The 17,203-nt window shown below is 40.0% G+C and carries 17 protein-coding genes; 1 reads left to right on the plus strand and 16 read right to left on the minus strand.

The window, feature by feature from the left end; all coding sequences use genetic code 11:
• Positions 1 to 94: 94 nt before the first annotated feature.
• From murF to pbp2b, 4 genes are all read right to left on the minus strand, one after another.
• Positions 95 to 1,465 (minus strand): UDP-N-acetylmuramoyl-tripeptide--D-alanyl-D-alanine ligase, encoded by a 1,371-nt coding sequence (gene murF, locus HT721_RS01630; protein ID WP_173228755.1) that lies wholly within the window; start codon positions 1,463 to 1,465, stop codon positions 95 to 97.
• Between the two features lie 84 nt (positions 1,466 to 1,549).
• Complete coding sequence (locus HT721_RS01635; RefSeq protein ID WP_173228758.1) at positions 1,550 to 2,593, minus strand: D-alanine--D-alanine ligase; 1,044 nt, start codon at positions 2,591 to 2,593, stop codon at positions 1,550 to 1,552.
• Between the two features lie 175 nt (positions 2,594 to 2,768).
• Complete coding sequence (gene recR, locus HT721_RS01640) at positions 2,769 to 3,365, minus strand: recombination mediator RecR (RefSeq protein WP_000966754.1); 597 nt, start codon at positions 3,363 to 3,365, stop codon at positions 2,769 to 2,771.
• 10 nt (positions 3,366 to 3,375) lie between these two features.
• The gene (pbp2b, locus tag HT721_RS01645) at positions 3,376 to 5,433 is read right to left on the minus strand and encodes a penicillin-binding protein 2B (RefSeq protein WP_173228760.1); all 2,058 of its coding nucleotides are present in this window, start codon (positions 5,431 to 5,433) and stop codon (positions 3,376 to 3,378) included.
• Between the two features lie 193 nt (positions 5,434 to 5,626).
• Between pbp2b and HT721_RS01650 the strand changes: the two genes are divergently transcribed.
• Positions 5,627 to 6,478 (plus strand): MurR/RpiR family transcriptional regulator, encoded by an 852-nt coding sequence (locus HT721_RS01650; RefSeq protein WP_173228762.1) that lies wholly within the window; start codon positions 5,627 to 5,629, stop codon positions 6,476 to 6,478.
• 15 nt (positions 6,479 to 6,493) lie between these two features.
• Here the strand turns inward: HT721_RS01650 and HT721_RS01655 are convergent, their stop codons facing one another.
• From HT721_RS01655 to HT721_RS01705, 12 genes are all read right to left on the minus strand, one after another.
• On the minus strand, positions 6,494 to 7,378 hold the full coding sequence (locus HT721_RS01655) for an ROK family protein (protein WP_173228764.1): 885 nt from the start codon (positions 7,376 to 7,378) through the stop codon (positions 6,494 to 6,496).
• Positions 7,379 to 7,395: 17 nt separating this feature from the next.
• Positions 7,396 to 8,313 (minus strand): dihydrodipicolinate synthase family protein, encoded by a 918-nt coding sequence (locus HT721_RS01660; protein WP_173228766.1) that lies wholly within the window; start codon positions 8,311 to 8,313, stop codon positions 7,396 to 7,398.
• A gap of 173 nt (positions 8,314 to 8,486) precedes the next feature.
• Positions 8,487 to 9,131: a YesL family protein gene (locus HT721_RS01665; protein ID WP_173228769.1), complete on the minus strand. Its 645-nt coding sequence runs from the start codon at positions 9,129 to 9,131 to the stop codon at positions 8,487 to 8,489.
• An 82-nt stretch (positions 9,132 to 9,213) separates the two neighbouring features.
• Positions 9,214 to 9,408: a hypothetical protein gene (locus HT721_RS11070; RefSeq protein WP_025169385.1), complete on the minus strand. Its 195-nt coding sequence runs from the start codon at positions 9,406 to 9,408 to the stop codon at positions 9,214 to 9,216.
• A gap of 9 nt (positions 9,409 to 9,417) precedes the next feature.
• Positions 9,418 to 9,582: a hypothetical protein gene (locus HT721_RS01670; protein ID WP_173228713.1), complete on the minus strand. Its 165-nt coding sequence runs from the start codon at positions 9,580 to 9,582 to the stop codon at positions 9,418 to 9,420.
• Positions 9,583 to 9,667: 85 nt separating this feature from the next.
• Positions 9,668 to 10,120, minus strand: coding sequence for a YhcH/YjgK/YiaL family protein (locus HT721_RS01675; RefSeq protein WP_173228771.1), 453 nt, complete (start codon positions 10,118 to 10,120; stop codon positions 9,668 to 9,670).
• 125 nt (positions 10,121 to 10,245) lie between these two features.
• The gene (locus HT721_RS01680; protein ID WP_001192117.1) at positions 10,246 to 11,085 is read right to left on the minus strand and encodes a carbohydrate ABC transporter permease; all 840 of its coding nucleotides are present in this window, start codon (positions 11,083 to 11,085) and stop codon (positions 10,246 to 10,248) included.
• A 15-nt stretch (positions 11,086 to 11,100) separates the two neighbouring features.
• Positions 11,101 to 11,967 (minus strand): sugar ABC transporter permease, encoded by an 867-nt coding sequence (locus HT721_RS01685; protein WP_153193231.1) that lies wholly within the window; start codon positions 11,965 to 11,967, stop codon positions 11,101 to 11,103.
• Between the two features lie 221 nt (positions 11,968 to 12,188).
• Positions 12,189 to 13,517, minus strand: a complete 1,329-nt coding sequence (locus tag HT721_RS01690) for an ABC transporter substrate-binding protein (RefSeq protein ID WP_020900413.1) — start codon at positions 13,515 to 13,517, stop codon at positions 12,189 to 12,191.
• A gap of 166 nt (positions 13,518 to 13,683) precedes the next feature.
• Positions 13,684 to 15,201: a PTS transporter subunit EIIC gene (locus HT721_RS01695; RefSeq protein ID WP_000477437.1), complete on the minus strand. Its 1,518-nt coding sequence runs from the start codon at positions 15,199 to 15,201 to the stop codon at positions 13,684 to 13,686.
• A gap of 18 nt (positions 15,202 to 15,219) precedes the next feature.
• Positions 15,220 to 15,918, minus strand: a complete 699-nt coding sequence (locus HT721_RS01700) for an N-acetylmannosamine-6-phosphate 2-epimerase (protein WP_173228773.1) — start codon at positions 15,916 to 15,918, stop codon at positions 15,220 to 15,222.
• A gap of 179 nt (positions 15,919 to 16,097) precedes the next feature.
• Positions 16,098 to 17,201 carry a Gfo/Idh/MocA family oxidoreductase gene (locus HT721_RS01705; RefSeq protein ID WP_000241735.1) on the minus strand — a complete coding sequence of 368 codons (1,104 nt, stop codon included), beginning with the start codon at positions 17,199 to 17,201 and terminating at the stop codon, positions 16,098 to 16,100.
• Positions 17,202 to 17,203 lie beyond the last annotated feature (2 nt).

A 17,203-nucleotide genomic window follows, 5' to 3' on the forward strand; every position in this document is an offset into this window, starting at 1 on the left:
GTCTTCCTCATGATTCAAAATTTTCCTGCATTTTATTATACCATGCTACTTAAAAAAAATGAATTTAGAAATACGTAAATGTTTGGCAAAATCACTAGCATTCATTTTCTAAACTTTCTACCAACTTGGCTAGATTCATAGAATTAGAGCCCTTGAGCAGGATTTGGTCGTGGGCTCCTAGACTTTCCTTGACCTGCTTGACTAGGTCTTCAAATTGGTCTTGGTCTTCTGTTTTCTTGAAGTAGTAAACGTGGCCAATTGGGAACATTTGACTGGCCAATTGGGCTAATTCAGCAATATCTGCTCCATAGAAAATCACGGTATCCAGTACATCTGGTGAGAGGCTCAAAATCATCTGGTTATGGAGCTGAACTGACTGGTTACCCAGTTCCTTCATATCCGCCAAAACAGCGATTTTTTTGCCACCTTCGTTGGCTGGAATGGCAGAAAAAGTCTCCAAAATCAACTTCATAGCAGTTGGATTGGCATTGTAAACATCTGACAAGATATCCGCTCCATTGACTGCTTTCTTCCATTCGGTACGGTTACGCGTCAATTCAAGACCTTGGAAGGCCTGACGAATTTGTTCCTCTGAAACTCCTTCTTCCAAGGCAACATAGGATGCAATCATAGCATTGGTGGCATTGTACTTACCAGTCACTGGCAAATCAAGGTCTTGTTCCAAGAAATTAGCCTTAAATGTCAGACTATCCTTGCGCTCAACCAAGTCTGTGATTTCCAACTCTGCTCCTTGCCCAAAACGAACCACCTTTTTATCTGTTGGCAAATAGTCCTCTACAATGGAGTCAGCTGGTGCCAAGAGCAAGGAACCAGGTGCCATCCCATCTGTAATTTGCATTTTCCCTTTAGCGATTTCCGAACGATCTTTGAAAAAGGCCAAATGAGCCTCTCCAACCAAGGTCACGATGGCTGTTTTTGGATGAGCCAATTCAGACAAGAGATGAATATCTCCCAAGTGATCCTGTCCCATCTCCAAAACCAACTTTTCTGTTCCTTCAGGCATATGGAGAACTGTGTATGGAAGACCAATCTCATTATTGTAGTTTCCTTGTGTTTTGTAAGTTTTGTAGGTCGTTGACAGTAAATGCGCCAACATGTCTTTGGTCGTTGTCTTGCCATTTGAACCCGTAACCGCAAAGACATCAACCGCTGTTTTTTCAAGATAGTAGGCAGCTAGGGTTTGAAAGGCAGTCAAAACATCATCTACTAGAATGTAGGGATGATTTGCGATTTCTTTCTCAGACAAGGTTACAGCAGCGCCATTTTCAAAGGCTGTTTCAATAAAGTCATGACCGTCACGCGCACCTTTGAGTGGCACAAATAAATCTCCAGTCCCAATCAATCGACTGTCAAACTCAGCCTTTTCTAACTGGGCGTCCGCAAAAAGACTAACATCATTTTTAGCTCCGACAACTTGGGCCACTTCATGAATTGTTAATTTCATTTCTACTCCTTTAAAAAGGGGCGAAGCTCGAGAACTCTAGTCACCTTGCAGTGATGGTTCTGGCTTCTACCCTCTCTTTCATTTTTATAGCAAATGCGCTTCGCGCTTGTCAAAACTTTCCTTTGCAAGGTCAACCAAGCGCTCGATTAGGTCTGGGTAGCTGATTCCCATATTGTCCCAAAGTAATGGATACATAGACCACTGGGTGAAGCCTGGCATGGTATTAAGCTCGTTTAGGAAAATTTCGCCCTTATCTGTATAGAAGAAATCACAACGAGAGAGACCAAGTCCTCCAATAGCACGGAAGGCCGTTTCTGCATTTTGACGCATGACAGCTACTACATCATCACTGATCTTGGCTGGAATATCCATAGTAATCTTGTTATCGATATACTTGGCGTCATAGTCATAAAAGGCAACATCCTTGACTACTTCTCCTGGAAGGGTGCTTTTGACATCGTAGTTCCCCAAGAGACCAACCTCGATTTCACGGGCATTTACCCCTTGCTCTACCAAGACACGACTGTCATATCGGAAGGCAAGTTCCAAAGCCTGACGAAGTTCTTCTTGATTTTCAGACTTAGAAATACCGACACTAGAACCCATGTTGGACGGCTTTGTGAAGACTGGATAAGCCAATTTTTCTTCCACTTCAACGATTTTAGCAGTCACATCATCCCCTTCAACGATAGCCACATAAGGAACTTGGGCAATACCAGCAGATTCTAACACACGCTTGGTAGTGATTTTATCCATTGCAAGGCTAGATGACAAGATATTGCAGCCGACATAAGGCATTTTCAAAACTTCCAAGAATCCTTGGACAGAGCCATCTTCTCCCATCGGACCGTGAAGAACTGGAAAGACAACTGCCCCTTCTTCGTAGATGGCACTTGGTGCAACTTTCTTATCCCAATCAATGGTCGCATTGGTCATGAGACGGTCCTCTTGACCTGGAGTCTGACTAAATTCCTGCGTTTTGATAAAGTCACCTGACTGACTGATAAAGAAAGTCTTAACTGTGAAACGGTCGTAATTGACCGCACGCATGACACTCTCAGCTGAAAGGACAGAGACTTCGCGTTCCGCACTCCGTCCACCATATAAAAGAATAATCGTTTGTTTCATATTACTTGTCCTAATTCTACTAGAATACTCGCTCTTTAGTATATCATATTTGCTTGTTTTTTTAAAACTTGAACCTGATCCTACTCATCACACTATACAAAAAGAGGCCGATAGTAACGATTTTCAGCCTCCTTAATTTTTTATAAATGAATGGAGTTCGTAAATTTGTCTACACTTACAACTCTGTTCGATTTTCAATAGCCCGTAAAAGGGTCACTTCGTCCGCATACTCGATATCTGCTCCGACAGCGAGGCCTCGTGCTAGACGCGTAACCTTGATCCCAGCTGGCTTGAGTAAGCGGGAAAGATACATGGAAGTCGCTTCCCCATCTGCTGTGGCATTGGTTGCTACGATTACCTCTGAAACTTCACTATCCATCAGACGAGTCATAAGGCTCTTGAGATTGATATCGTCTGGACTGATACCATTCATAGGAGAAATAAGGCCATGCAGGACATGATAGAGTCCATGGTATTCTTGGATATTTTCCATGGCCGCCACATCCCGACTATCCTCTAGCACCAAAATCGTTGTCTGGTCACGAGTCGGATCAGTACAGATAGAACAAGGATCGTCGTCTGTCAAACGTCCACAAATAGAACAGTAGGTCAATTCTCTCTTAGCAGAAAGGAGATTTTTTGCAAATTCATTGACATCATCATCAGACATCCCAATCGTATAAAAGGCCAGACGCGTAGCCGTCTTAATCCCGATACCTGGTAACTTAGAATAACTGTCAATCAGCTTGGCAATGGGTGTTGGATAAAGCATAATTTCCTTTCTAGTTCATTGGATGGTATTTTTGATACAGATTGATAATGTCACGCGCAATGGAAGGTCCTACACCATTTGTTAGATTGGTATTATGAGGAAAGACCACTGCAACAGCGATTTGGGGATTATCAGATGGGGCATAGGCCACCGCATTGGTATTGGTTGCTTGCTGACCATCTGCCACATAGCTTTCGGCTGTCCCCGTTTTTCCGCTAATAGATACCAAGGCACCATTTGAAAAGGCACGTCCAGTTGTCAATCCACTAGTCCCATGAGCAACCTGATAAAAACCTTGGTGCAAGACACTCATATCGGAGTCGGATATATTGACCTTATTCATCTCTGTCGGTTGCAGTTGCTGAATCAAGTCGCCCAGTCCTCCCTTATCATTATTACCATAAATGCCTTCAACAATACGAGGAGCCACACGAACACCATCATTTGCAATAGTTGCTACATACTGAGCCAACTGCATGGGCGTATAGTTATCAAACTGCCCAAAGGCATTAGTAATGTAATTAGCAAAGCTATAGTCTTTGGGAACAAATCCAGTAGATTCATCTGGTAGGTCAATCCCGGTCGCAGAACCCAAACCATATTCACCAAAGGTTGAACGCAATTTCCCCATAGCAGACTCTAGCTTGCTGGTGCCGACAAACATATTGGGTTGATAGGTCTGGCCCATGATTCCAAGAGCGGTTTGAACCATGTAAGCATTAGATGAATACTCCAAGGCTTCCACAGCTGTAATAGGAAAAGATCCATATGCCAATTTATACCAAGAATAAATTGGAGCTGAACCTTGGAAAACAATAGGCTGATCTGTTAAGGTCTGGTTTCCTGATAAGACTCCATTTTCCCAGCCAGAGCTGATGGTCGCAGCCTTGACAACCGAACCTGGGACAAAGACATTGGTTACCGTTCCCAAGGAATCAGGAGTCAACTCTCCCGTTTTCAGGTCATGTTTGAGTCCTGACATAGACAAAACAGCACCTGTTTTGGGGTTAAGGGCGACTGCATACACACCCTCAGAATACTTGGCTCCACCATTTCCTAGCTCGGAATTGAAATAACTTTTCAGCAAAGCATCCACGCTATCTTGGAAGGCCAAATCAATGGTCAGTTTGATATTGTTTCCCTTACTACCTTCCTCAATTGTATCCACGCTTTCCATATTGCCATATTTATCCAGATGGATTTCTTTTACCGAGCGTTTTCCTTGTAAGGTCTCTTCATATTGCTTTTCCAAATAGGAGGTTCCAACACGGTCATTTAGAGAATAGCCTTTTTTAAGATAGGCTTCTGCTTCTTCCGCTGGGAGACCAGCTTTTTCACTGGATACACTCCCTACTATAGAAGAAAGGGAAGTTTCCAAAACCTTTCTATCCCAAGAAGTAGAAATACTGATGCCAGGCATCTCCTTTGAAATAGAGGCAATAACAGCCACCTGAGAATCATTTAGAGGATCTGTCGCAATGGTTCCTGTCGCAAAGTTTCCAACAGCATTTAACTGACTAAAAAGATAGATTTCTTTCTTTTCATCCTCTGTATAGTTTAGTTGACTTGTTGGGACACTATCGACCGCATTGTTATACAGTTCTGATTCGGATAAGCGATTGCCATCTGAATCCAAGCGTTTCTCACTTGAGAGAGCTTCCACTGTTTTTTTATAGATTTCAGGATCAGCCAAATAATAATCAGCCAGCTGGCGTTCTGTCAAATTAGGAGAGCTGATGCTCACATAAGTCAGTAACTTTTTAGCTATTTCTTTTAAGTCTGTAGCCGTCATTTTATTGCTACGCGTAAAGGAAACAACCTGCTTTAACGTATTTTCTACCAAAGGTTTTCCACTAGCATCATAGATTTCCCCACGGGCAGAACTGGTTGTGACCTTGGTCTGACTAGCTGAGGCTAGCTTTTTTTCGTAAAAATCCTTGTTCAAAACCTGCATATACAACAAACGACCAATAATGGTCATAAAGAGTAAAATGACGATTGAAAACAATAAATTAAGCCGAATCGGAATCGAATGGCTGTTAAATTTTCTCATACAAATCAGTCTCATTTCTAACTTAAAATCTTACTCTTAATTGTACCACAATTTGAGCAGAAAATTATGGAAAAGAAAGAAGCTTTTTTTCGTTTTTACAGTAAGATACGTTTTTATTTATCCATCCCTATATTGTATGTTATAATGAATGTAAAAGTTCAATAATCTAGCCTTTTTCCAATACGACTCATTTAAAGGAGCCTTCCCTATGGACAAACCAGATATCGCAACTGTCATTGATTCACATTTTGAAGAAATGACAGACCTAGAGCAAGAAATCGCTCGCTATTTTTTACAAGCTGAAACGATTACAGATGATTTATCTTCCCAACATGTCACTCAAAAATTACATATCTCTCAGGCTGCTTTGACCCGCTTTGCTAAAAAGTGTGGCTTTACTGGCTACCGAGAATTTATTTTCCAATACCAACATGAGGCAGAAAATCAAGCCAACCAAGTCTCCAAGCACAGTCCACTGACCAAACGAGTCCTCAGAAGTTATAGCAATATGAGGGAACAAACACAAAACTTGATTGACGAAGTCCAACTAGAACGAATTGCCCAGCTAATCGAAGAGGCTGAGCGTATCTACTTCTTCGGAACAGGGAGTTCTGGCCTTGTCGCTCGTGAAATGAAATTGCGGTTCATGCGTCTGGGTGTGGTCTGCGAGGCTTTGACCGATCAAGATGGCTTTGCCTGGACAACCAGTATTATGGACGAAAATTGTCTCGTACTTGGTTTCTCACTTTCTGGCACAACTCCCTCTATTTTAGATAGTCTATTAGATGCCAAGGAGATGGGGGCAAAGACTGTACTCTTTACAAGTGTTCCCAATAAAGATAGCCAGACCTATACCGAGACTGTTCTTGTAGCCACCCACAGCCAACCCTCCTACATCCAACGAATATCCGCTCAACTTCCTATGCTCTTCTTTATTGATTTGATTTATGCCTACTTTTTGGAAATCAATCGCGAAAGCAAGGAAAAAATCTTTAATAGCTACTGGGAAAATAAAAAACTCAACGGCTATCGTAGACAAAAACGTGTCAGAAAATCCTAGTTTGGCTCAGCCAAACTAGGATTGTTTTGTCTTAAAATGATAATATGCACCCAACATCCCTGCTGTATTCTGGTGATGGGCAAATTCTAATCGTGTTTTTTCAGCTAGGCTTGGTACCAAGGCATCTTTTAAGGCTGTGCGGATCTTGGGTTTGAGGATTGCCTCTTGCCCCATGATACCCCCACCCAGAATGACTACCTCTGGATTGGCCACGTAGCAAATATTTGCCAGACCTTTTCCTAGATAGTCTACCATACGGTCAATACCAGCCATACAAATCTTGTTGCCTTCAGTGGCTTCCTTAAAGATGCGTCGGCCATTCCACTGATCAACATCTTCTCCATGTGCTTCAGCTACATATTTCACTAAAGCTGTTGTAGAAGCCAAATCTTGGAACGCTCCATCCTGCATATGCATATAACCAACTTCACAGGCCGAATTGCTAAAACCATGGAAGACTTTCCCATCCATAATCAAACAACCACCAATACCTGTTCCAATGGTCAAGCAAAGGGTGACACTCGCTCCCTTGCCTGAACCAGATACCGCTTCAGCCAGACCTGCACAGTTGACGTCATTCTCAATTTCACAAGGAATAGTAAAGCTAGTCTCGATTTCCTTCTTGAACTGGGTTCCTGCATAATTTGGAATCTGAGGCCCAGCATAGAAAATCTCACCCTTATCTGGATCCACCATTCCTGCAGAAGAAATGGCAACACCTGCTACTGGGCCTTTTTCTAAATAGCTGGCTACAATATCTTTGGTTTTTTGTAAGATATGAGGTCCACCCTTATGCGCCTCTGTTGGCATTTCATGTGATTCAAGAAGTTGGCCTTCTTGGTCGATCAAACCATATTTGATGTTGGTTCCACCTATATCAATTGCAACGTAGTGTGTCATAAATACCTCCTTATGGATTAGAGGAAGCGCTCCTTGGTTTCACGAATCAAGGCTGCAGCTGCTTCTACAACTGGACGATCTTCTTCCGTTACTGGTGTCAATGGTGAACGAACAGAACCAATATTCAAGCCTTCATTGATCTTCAAGACTTCCTTAATCACACCGTACATATTTCCATGTGCAGCAGTGAGTTTACCAATGATAGCGTTGATAGCATACTGCAACTCACGCGCTGTTTCCAAGTCTTTATCCGCAATCAACTGATTGAGTTTCAAGAAGAGTTCTGGCATAGCACCATATGTACCACCGATACCAGCTTTGGCACCCATGAGGCGACCACCTAGGAACTGTTCATCTGGACCGTTAAAGACGATATGGTCTTCCCCACCAAGGCTCACAAAGGTTTGGATATCTTGAACTGGCATAGAAGAGTTCTTAACACCGATAACACGAGGATTTTTCAACATTTCTGTGTAAAGGCTTGGAGTCAAAGCAACCCCTGCCAATTGAGGAATGTTGTAGATCACATAGTCTGTGTTTGGAGCTGCAGAACTGATATCGTTCCAATATTTAGCAACTGAGTATTCTGGCAAGCGGAAGTAAATTGGTGGAATCGTTGCAATGGCATCTACTCCTAAGCTTTCAGCATGACGAGCAAGTTCCATACTATCTTTAGTATTATTGCAAGCAACATGGGCAATAATAGTTAATTTACCTTTAGCAACTGCCAGGACTTCTTCCAAAATCAACTTGCGGTCTTCAACGCTTTGGTAGATACATTCCCCAGAAGAACCATTAACATAAAGACCTTGAACACCTTTATCAATGAAGTATTGAACCAAGGCACGCGTACGCTCTGGACTTACTTCTCCTTGATCATCATAACATGCGTAGAAGGCTGGAATGACACCTTCGTATTTTTTCAAATCTGACATAGATTTTCTCCTATTATTTTTATTTTCTGCTAAAGCAGATTCTTTCTTTACTTCTTTAGTATACACTTTACCGAAAAGGCTTTCAATATCTTATAGACACTTAGATTTTAGTTTCTTGCTTATAGAATAGCGTTTGGAGCGTTTGAAAGTAGTTTCAGAAATAATTACACCCCTTACTCATACTTAGCAAATAGCTTTTCCATTACTCCTACTTGTAAAAAAGCAAGGAGTCCAAAACCAAAGAGAATAAAAGCTGATCCTCCCAATAGAAGGGTAAAGGCTGATAGATATAGAATCATCAAAATCAAAAAGATAATTGCAATCATCAAGATAAACCAAGGAGCATTAAAACTAGCCAACATCAATCCTTTTTGGAGAATTTCTTTCCAAGATAGGTCATAACGTGCCGCGATAGGATAGCTAGCCAACATCACAATGGTAAGGAAAATCAGAATGCCTAGACAAATAGCTTTCACCAATTGGAAGGGCAGAGCTGTTTGACCCCAGAAAAGATATAGATCTGAAAGAGTTAGAAATACAATTCCTAATTCTAACATCCCCAACTGAAAACCTAGTTTCAGATTTTGCCTGAAAACTCTTAGATAGGTTCTAAAAACTGGAACACGTCTGCTCTTCTTAACTTCGAACATGGTCTCGTAGAGGCTGATTTTAGCCACTCCAATCGTTACGATTGGCAAACAAGTTACTACAAAGAGAAGATTGACTGTTACAATATCTAAAACCTTCTCACTAATTCGCATGAGAAAGTTGTCTGTATCAAATGCTGCCTTGATGAGACTTCTTCCTTTTTGTGACATCTTTGCTCCCCCATCATTTTTCTTTGTAAACTATTTTCTTTTTTATCAGTAAAGCTTTCATAAGTCCCTACCATGAACAAAGCTATTTTTTCTTTTTTCTTTTGGACTTTTTTCTATTTTTATCTATGGACATATAATCTATATATATCCCGGACAGCGAAGCAATTAAAATAGTACTCCAAGTATGCTCATTAAATCCATCTAGCCCTCCACGGACTATCATTGCAAGCACTGTCCAAGCTAACATATTCAATAAAAAAATACAAAGTGCTTTCATTCTCTCGTTTTAAAAGTTTATACAACCATATACATCAACTAGATTCACAGCTATTTGTAAAATCCTTCCATAAATCTTGGTCAGTAATCCTACTCTTGCTCCCGCAGCCATAAAGACTTTGCTGAACTTCAATCCTGCCATACCAATAGCATTTCTGAATAAAGATACTGACAATAAGACCTCATTTCTCTACCTCAAAAAGACCAATTTCATGGTAGATTATTGTCAAAGATTTACAAAAAGACAATTCATCCTATTTTTAATCAATCAAAATTTTAAAGAGATATTTGCGAACTTGATCTTCCATACCTGCATAACCATTTGGTTGATGTGGCTCTCCTGGGAAGAAAATCGCAAAATTGTGATAACCCAACAAGAGTGGGTAGTGTTCATGACAATGGACAAAACCAATATCACTTGTTTCGTCAAATGCTACTGCTTCATCTTTGATACGTGAACCGTAACTAGAATATTCATGGCCTTCTACCAACAAATGCAAGTCAGCATAGTTCTTGTGATGTTCAAATTGATCATTTTCAACTTTATTTAGGACATTTTCTTGAACAACTAGAAAGACCTTATCCCCATCAATATCATATTTTCCTAATTCGAACGAATCTTTACGATGTTCATAAAGATAATCAATTGCTTTATCAAGATTTGGATGAATTCCTTTATAAAAGGTGATATTTTTTAAATCGTCAAAAATCATTATTTTCCCCTTTAAAAATCGTCATTAAGCGATTAAAACTAACACCTCCAACAGTGTCATTCACTGTCGGAGGTTTTTAGATCATGCTAGCAATAGCAAATTGATACTGTAAAAGAAATCGTTTCTTATCCTTTAACAGCTCCCATAGTAATACCTTGTGTGAAGGATTTTTGAAATACTAAGAAGACTGTTACGATTGGCACAGCAGCAAGAGCTGCACCTGCCATGATCAAACCATAGTTGGTTGCCATTTCAGCCTGCATAGTCGCAACACCGAGTGAAATGGTCAAATTATTACGTGAAGTCAACATAACCAACTGCATGAAGTAGTCGTTCCATGTATTGATGAAGGTAAAGATTGCAAGTGCTGCAAATCCTGGTTTCACAATTGGGAAGGCTACGCTCCAGAAGGTACGAATCTCACCACAACCGTCGATTTTAGCTGATTCAAGCAACTCTGTAGGAATATTCTCACTGAACTGTTTCATGAGGAAGACCCCGAATGGCCATCCAATCAAAGGCAAGATAACTGCCCAGAGAGTATCGTGAATTCCCATGAAGTTGACGATACGTACCAATGGTACAAGGACAACTTGTTTTGGAAGTGCCATAGCAGCAATAAAGATTGCAAAGAGAATACGTTGCCCATAGAAACGTTTTTTAGCCAATACATAACCTGCTAGAGATGAGGTCGCACAGACTAAGAACATGGTTACCAATGAGATAAACACAGAGTTCCACATCCACTGCATAGCAGGGTTTTGCACCATGAGTTGTTGGAAGTTTTCCATGGTTGGCATTTTAGGGAACCATTGTGGTGGAATAACGATGGTATCAGGTTGTGATTTGAAGGCCCCTGTCAAAATCCAGTAGAATGGAAAGATGAACAGCACGGTCAACAAGAGCAAGATAATAGTTGAAATAACAGTGAAAGCTGTTATAGGTTTCTTTTGTGTAGATTGCATAGCTGTCTCCTTTCTTTAATATTCTACGTCATTTCCGAGCGCCTTAAATTGAACAAAGCTTACAATAGCAATCATGACTGCCAAGAAGACACCAATGGTATTAGCATACCCGTATTCGGTCAATTGGAAGGCTTTTTCGTAAAGGTAGTACATCAAGGTACTTGTTGAGTAGTTTGGCCCACCAGATGTTAATAGTTGAATCAAGGCGAAAACTTGAAATGAGTTAATTGTTGTGATGATTGCGATGTAGAGAGTTGTTGGAAGAAGGCTTGGCCATTTAATCTTCCAGAAAACTTGAAATTCAGTTGCACCGTCTACACGAGCCGCTTCAACCAGTGAATTGTCAATATTCCCCATAGCAGCTATGTAGAGGATGATTGGTTGACCAACTGAAGTTGTCAAGAGGATAATCATAATTGCCAGTAATGCCCAGTGTTTATCTCCCAACCAAGAAATATTCTGGCTGATGATATGGCTTGACTTAAGGACAAAGTTTAGAATCCCTGATAGTGGATCATAAATCCATTTCCAAACAACTGTTACGGCAACACTACCTGTTACAACAGGAAGGAAGAAGACGAAACGGTAGAAAGATCTGGCAATAGCATTTTGATGGTAGGTTTGCGACGCCACAAAGAGCGAAAAGAGAACAACAATCGGTACAGATCCAACAACCAAAATAACTGTGTTAATCAAAGACTTCATAAAGACAGGGTCTTTAAACATACGAATGTAGTTGTCCAAACCCACAAACTCAAATTTAGTCATTGAATAGTTAAAGAAACTTGTAATGAATCCCATAATCATAGGAACCAATACAAAGATGACAAAGAAGAATAATACTGGTGCTAAGAAAGCGTAGGAAATCACTGTTTCCCGCATACGAATTTTATTGACTTTCACAGTCGGCACCTCTCTTTCACAAATAGAATATTTTGGATTTTCTTGAACTGTTTTAAAATCAAAATGAAATTTTTTAAGATTCTCTTATGTAAGAACTTCATTTTAATTTCGTGACAGTTCCTGATATTTCAAATAAAATCCTCCCTTTTCTTACATAGATTATGCACAGGGAAAAGGGAGGAGTCAATCTGATTCAGTGCTTATTGTTTTGTAGCTTTTTTGATAGTTTCGTTAGCTTTTTCAGTGAAAGCTTTCAAAGCATCAGCTGGTTTTTGATCGCCATTTGAAACTGATTGCAACATTGGGAACCATAGAGTTCTCATTTCTGCAAAACCATCAATTGTATTGTAGTATGGTGAGTAGTACTTAGTCCAAGCACCGATTGTTTCCATACGTTTGTCATCATAGAGTTTACCAAATGATGTACGAACTGGGAAGGCACCTGTACGAACAACATCTTTTGGACCCCATTCTTTGTCATCCGCGATGAATTGAACGAATTTCTTAGATGCTGCAACTTTCTTGTCGTCCTTGTTGTTGAATACTGCAAATCCGTTTACAAGGTATTCAAGAGCTGGTTTACCTGAATCTGATGGGAATGGTACTTCTAGCACTTCTACTTTACTTGCTTCCAAGAGTTTAGCTTGGATACCATTTTGAGATGGTGCCCAAAGGATTGTGTAAGATGTTTGACCGTTGGCAAAGTTTTGAATATCTGCTCCACCGTCAAATTGTGAACCATTGTTCAACAAACCGTCTTTGATCCAGCTAGCTGCTTTTTCAAGACCTTTGACGAATTTAGGATCATCAGTTGTATATTTTGTTACATCTTTGTCTGTTACAGAAGCTCCATAAAGATTAGAGATGAAGGCACGTGTTCCTTGGTCTCCTCCTTGACCAGAACTGAACAATGAACCTGGTGTATACCCTTTATCTTTAAGCGCTTTCAATACTTTTTCAAAGTCGTCTGTTGTCCAACCTTCTTTTACAAGGTTAGCAACTCCTGCATCTTCCAACATTTTCTTGTTCATGGCCATGTAGAATGGTGCTGAACTGATTGGATACATATAAGCTTTGTCTCCAGCTTTACTTGCTTTTACGATGTTTTCATTGTTGACATCTTTAACAAAGTCATCTGTGAAGAGGTCATTCAAGTCAGCCAATTTACCATTTTTACCATATTGGATGATACGTCCTGGTGCGTCAAAAAGTACGTCTGGAGCTGTACCTGCTTCGATAGCTGTAGTAATCTTTTCTGGACCTGACTTAAAGTCGATGGTTTCCAATTTCACTTTTACATCTGGATTTGCTTTTTCAAAGGCTTCGATGATAGATTTTTCATATGTTCCAACACCGTCACCAGTTTTTTCTTGAGTGAAGACTGGGAATGCCCACCAAGTGATTTCTGTTTTTCCGCTATCTCCACCAGATTTTCCAGCATCTTTACTTCCACCAGAATTTCCACATGCAGCAAGGCCAAGAATCGCAGCACCCGCAAGTACTGTACAAGCTAGTTTTCTAAATTTCATTTGTATTCTCCTAATTGATAAGCGTATCCATATTGGATAATGAGCAAGTTTTTATTTGTATACGTTTTCATTTTATCCGACGCATCCACCACTCTCCTCTGTTTTTTATTAAGTCAGTAAGTACTTATACTCTTCGAAAATCTCTTCAANNGATTTTCATTGAGTATTAATCATCTACACCTAAAATTTCATTAATACTATTTTTATATAAGATTGCTTTTGCTCCATATATTGCTTGAATACCACCCTTCACTTCTAAGACATCAACTGCACCAATTTGTTTTAAAAGTGCTTTATCAACTTGATGAACTTCTTTTACAGCTACACGTAAACGTGTCACACAAGCATCTACATCTTCTATATTATTTGATCCACCCAACGCTCTGATAATTTGTAGGCTATCCTGTTTTAAATGATCTGCAGTATTTGAAGTTGAATCTGTGGATTCAGAAATTTCTTTAGAATCTACTTCTTCTCCTCGTCCTGGCGTTAGAACGTTGAATTGAGTAATGAACCATCTAAAAACAATATAATACAGAACACTCCAAATAAGTCCAAATGGAATCTGAAGAACCCAATTCGTTTTAGCGTTCCCCTGCAAAATTCCAAATAAAGTAAAATCGATTACACCTCCTGAGAATGTGTTTCCTATTGAAATATTTAAGACGTCTGCAATAAAGAAGCTGACACCATCAAGGAATGCGTGTACAACATATAGAACCGGACTGACAAATAGAAACATAAATTCAATTGGTTCTGTAATACCGGTAATAAAAGATGTTAAAGCAACTCCAAAAAACAGACCCGCGTATTTTTTACGACGATTTTTAGGAACACTATGGTACATCGCTAAACAGGCAGCCGGTAAACCGAACATCATTGTTGAGAAACGACCTGCAAAAAACCTTGTTCCTTCTGTAAATAATCCAGAATGAGTCGGGTCGGCTAATTGAGCAAAAAATATTTTTTGAGCTCCAACCACTGTTTGTCCTGCAACAGTTTCAACACCACCAAGTTCAGTATACCAAAACATAGGGTAAATCATATGATGTAAGCCTACTGCTCCAGAAAGTCTCATTAAAAATCCATATAGAAAAGTTCCAATTGGACCCGCCTGAGAAATATATCCACCTGTAGAAACAAGAAGTTGTTGAAAAGGTGGCCAAATAACAAAGAAGACAAAGCCAATTAAGATAGAAGAGAACGATGTAACAATAGGAACGAAGCGTGAACCCCCAAAGAATCCTAAAGCGGAAGGTAATTGAATATTGTTATATCGATTGTGCAAATATACGGCAACTATTCCGACAACTAATGCTCCAATAACTCCAGTATCAATTGCAGATCCTTCTGCCATAAAAAGTTTTACCAGAGCTTTAATCGTTGCAGTCATAACTAAGTAACCAGTTACTCCTGCTAGCGCAGCGGTTCCTTTATCTCGTTTCGCTAAGCCAATACATAATCCCACACAGAGAAGTAGTGATAAATTACTGAATACAACCTCTCCTGCAGAGCTCATTACTTGGAATATTGATTGAAAAAAACTATTGTCTAGTATTGGATAAGTTGCTATCGTGGTTGGGTTTGAAAGTGCACCACCAATCCCCAAAAGTAGACCTGCTGCAGGAAGTATAGCTATAGGTAACATAAAAGCTTTTCCAACTTTTTGTAAAACTTTAAACATAAAATTCCCCCTTACATCTTATTTAAGACCAGCAACAAAGCGTTCTGTAATCTCTTTTGGTCTAGTAATAGCGCCACCAACAACAATACCTCGCACTCCATATCCTAGGATTTGTTTGGCTTGTTCTGGTGTATGAATTTTCCCTTCAGCGATAACATCTACACCCGCATCACAGAGCTTCTTGATTAGTTCAAAATCTGGACCGTCTACCTTTGGACTGTAAGATGTGTAACCTGATAAGGTTGTTCCAACGAAGTCAATTCCTGCTTCTACGGCTGCTAACCCTTCTTCGAAGGTACTAGTATCAGCCATCAAGAGCTGGTTAGGATATTTTTCCTTAACCTGACGGATAAACTCCTGAATCTCCAAACCATCGTAGCGTTCGCGTTTAGTACAGTCTAGAGCAATCACTTCAATATCTAGTTCTGCTAATTCATCAACTTCTTTCATAGTAGCCGTGATGAAGGGTTCTTGTGGCGGATAATCTCGTTTGATTATCCCAATAATCGGAAGTTTGGTGACTTCCTTAATTTCCTTGATATCGCGAACACTATTGGCTCGGATACCGACTGCTCCACCTTGCTCAGCCGCTTTGACCAGCAAGGGAATCACCCCTCCCGCTTCTGTATAAAGCGGTTCATGAGGAAGAGCCTGACAAGAAACGATGATTCCATCTTTGATTTGCTCAATCAAGGCTTCTTTGCTAATCTGTGGCATCCTCTTTCCTCCTTTTCCTTTTTCTTTGTTTCTATGAGATTATTATACCTCAAAAATAAAACGCTTTCAAGAGTTTGTAGTATAATAGATTTCAGTTTCAAAAACTAGCCAAGTCAAACAGCTCCTCTAAAAGTACTTTCAGAGGAGCAAGTTGGCCTATAATAGGAGAATACCAAAATTTATTTTACAATTTCTGACAATTTTACTTTGCGATCTTCAAACATAGACTGGGTACAAGCATCTGCAGTAGCAATTGCTTCTAGAGCAGCTTCACCTGTCAATAGTTTTGCAAATTCTTCTGATACTGGAGCTCCTTGCATAATCTCATGCAGATAGCGCATTTCTTTATCAATGACAGATGATAGCCATAATGGAGTACGTTTACCTGGTTTACCATAAGCAATTGCTCCGTCCATCTCTGTACTATGATAGATACGAGTACGATCATCATCTTCTTCTTGAGATTCGTGAATCAAGAAATAGCTTTCTTGTCCATCTAGCTTAAGAGTTCCTTTACAGTTGAATAAGTCTAAGCGGATAGCACCTTTCGTTCCTTGGATTAAGACATAATGTTCACCCCAACGATAAGCTGAACCCCATTCTAACAAGGCAAAACGCTTATTAGAAAATTCCATATTGACAAAAATCATATCATCTTCATCACCGAAATGTTCACCTTCATGGGCTACATTTCCACCTGTCATAGTTACAGTTTCAGGCATGCCACCCATAAGGAATTGAACACAATCCAACTCATGGATGTGGTGATACAAGTGACCACCTGATTTTTCACGAATTTTTTTCCATGATACGGACGGTTGTTGTTCTTCCCAACCATTACGAGCAGTGTGACAATATAGAACGTCTCCAATCACTCCTTGATTAATGAGTTCTTTTGCGTGATGAACACCATTAAAGAAATTCATAATATGTCCTGCCATAAAGGTTACATTGTTTTCTTTACACGCATCTACCATCTCGCGACAATCTTGATAAGAAAGCGCAATTGGTTTTTCACAGAAAACATTTTTACCATGTTGTGCAGCCTTAATAACCGGTTCCTTATGAAGATTATTTGGAGTTGCGACGATAACACAATCTACTTCATCGCTAGAAACCAACTCATCTAGGGAGCTTGCTACTTTTGCTCCCAATTCTTCTGCAATTGCCTCTGCATTATCTGGATCATAGAGAAGAGTAATCTCTGCTCCATCATTCTTTTGCATATAGCGAGCCAATTCAGCTCCAAAATATCCTGTTCCAACAACACCGTATTTAACCATGT

It is taken from the genome of Streptococcus sp. 4094, assembly GCF_013277125.1.
Lineage (GTDB): Bacteria > Bacillota > Bacilli > Lactobacillales > Streptococcaceae > Streptococcus.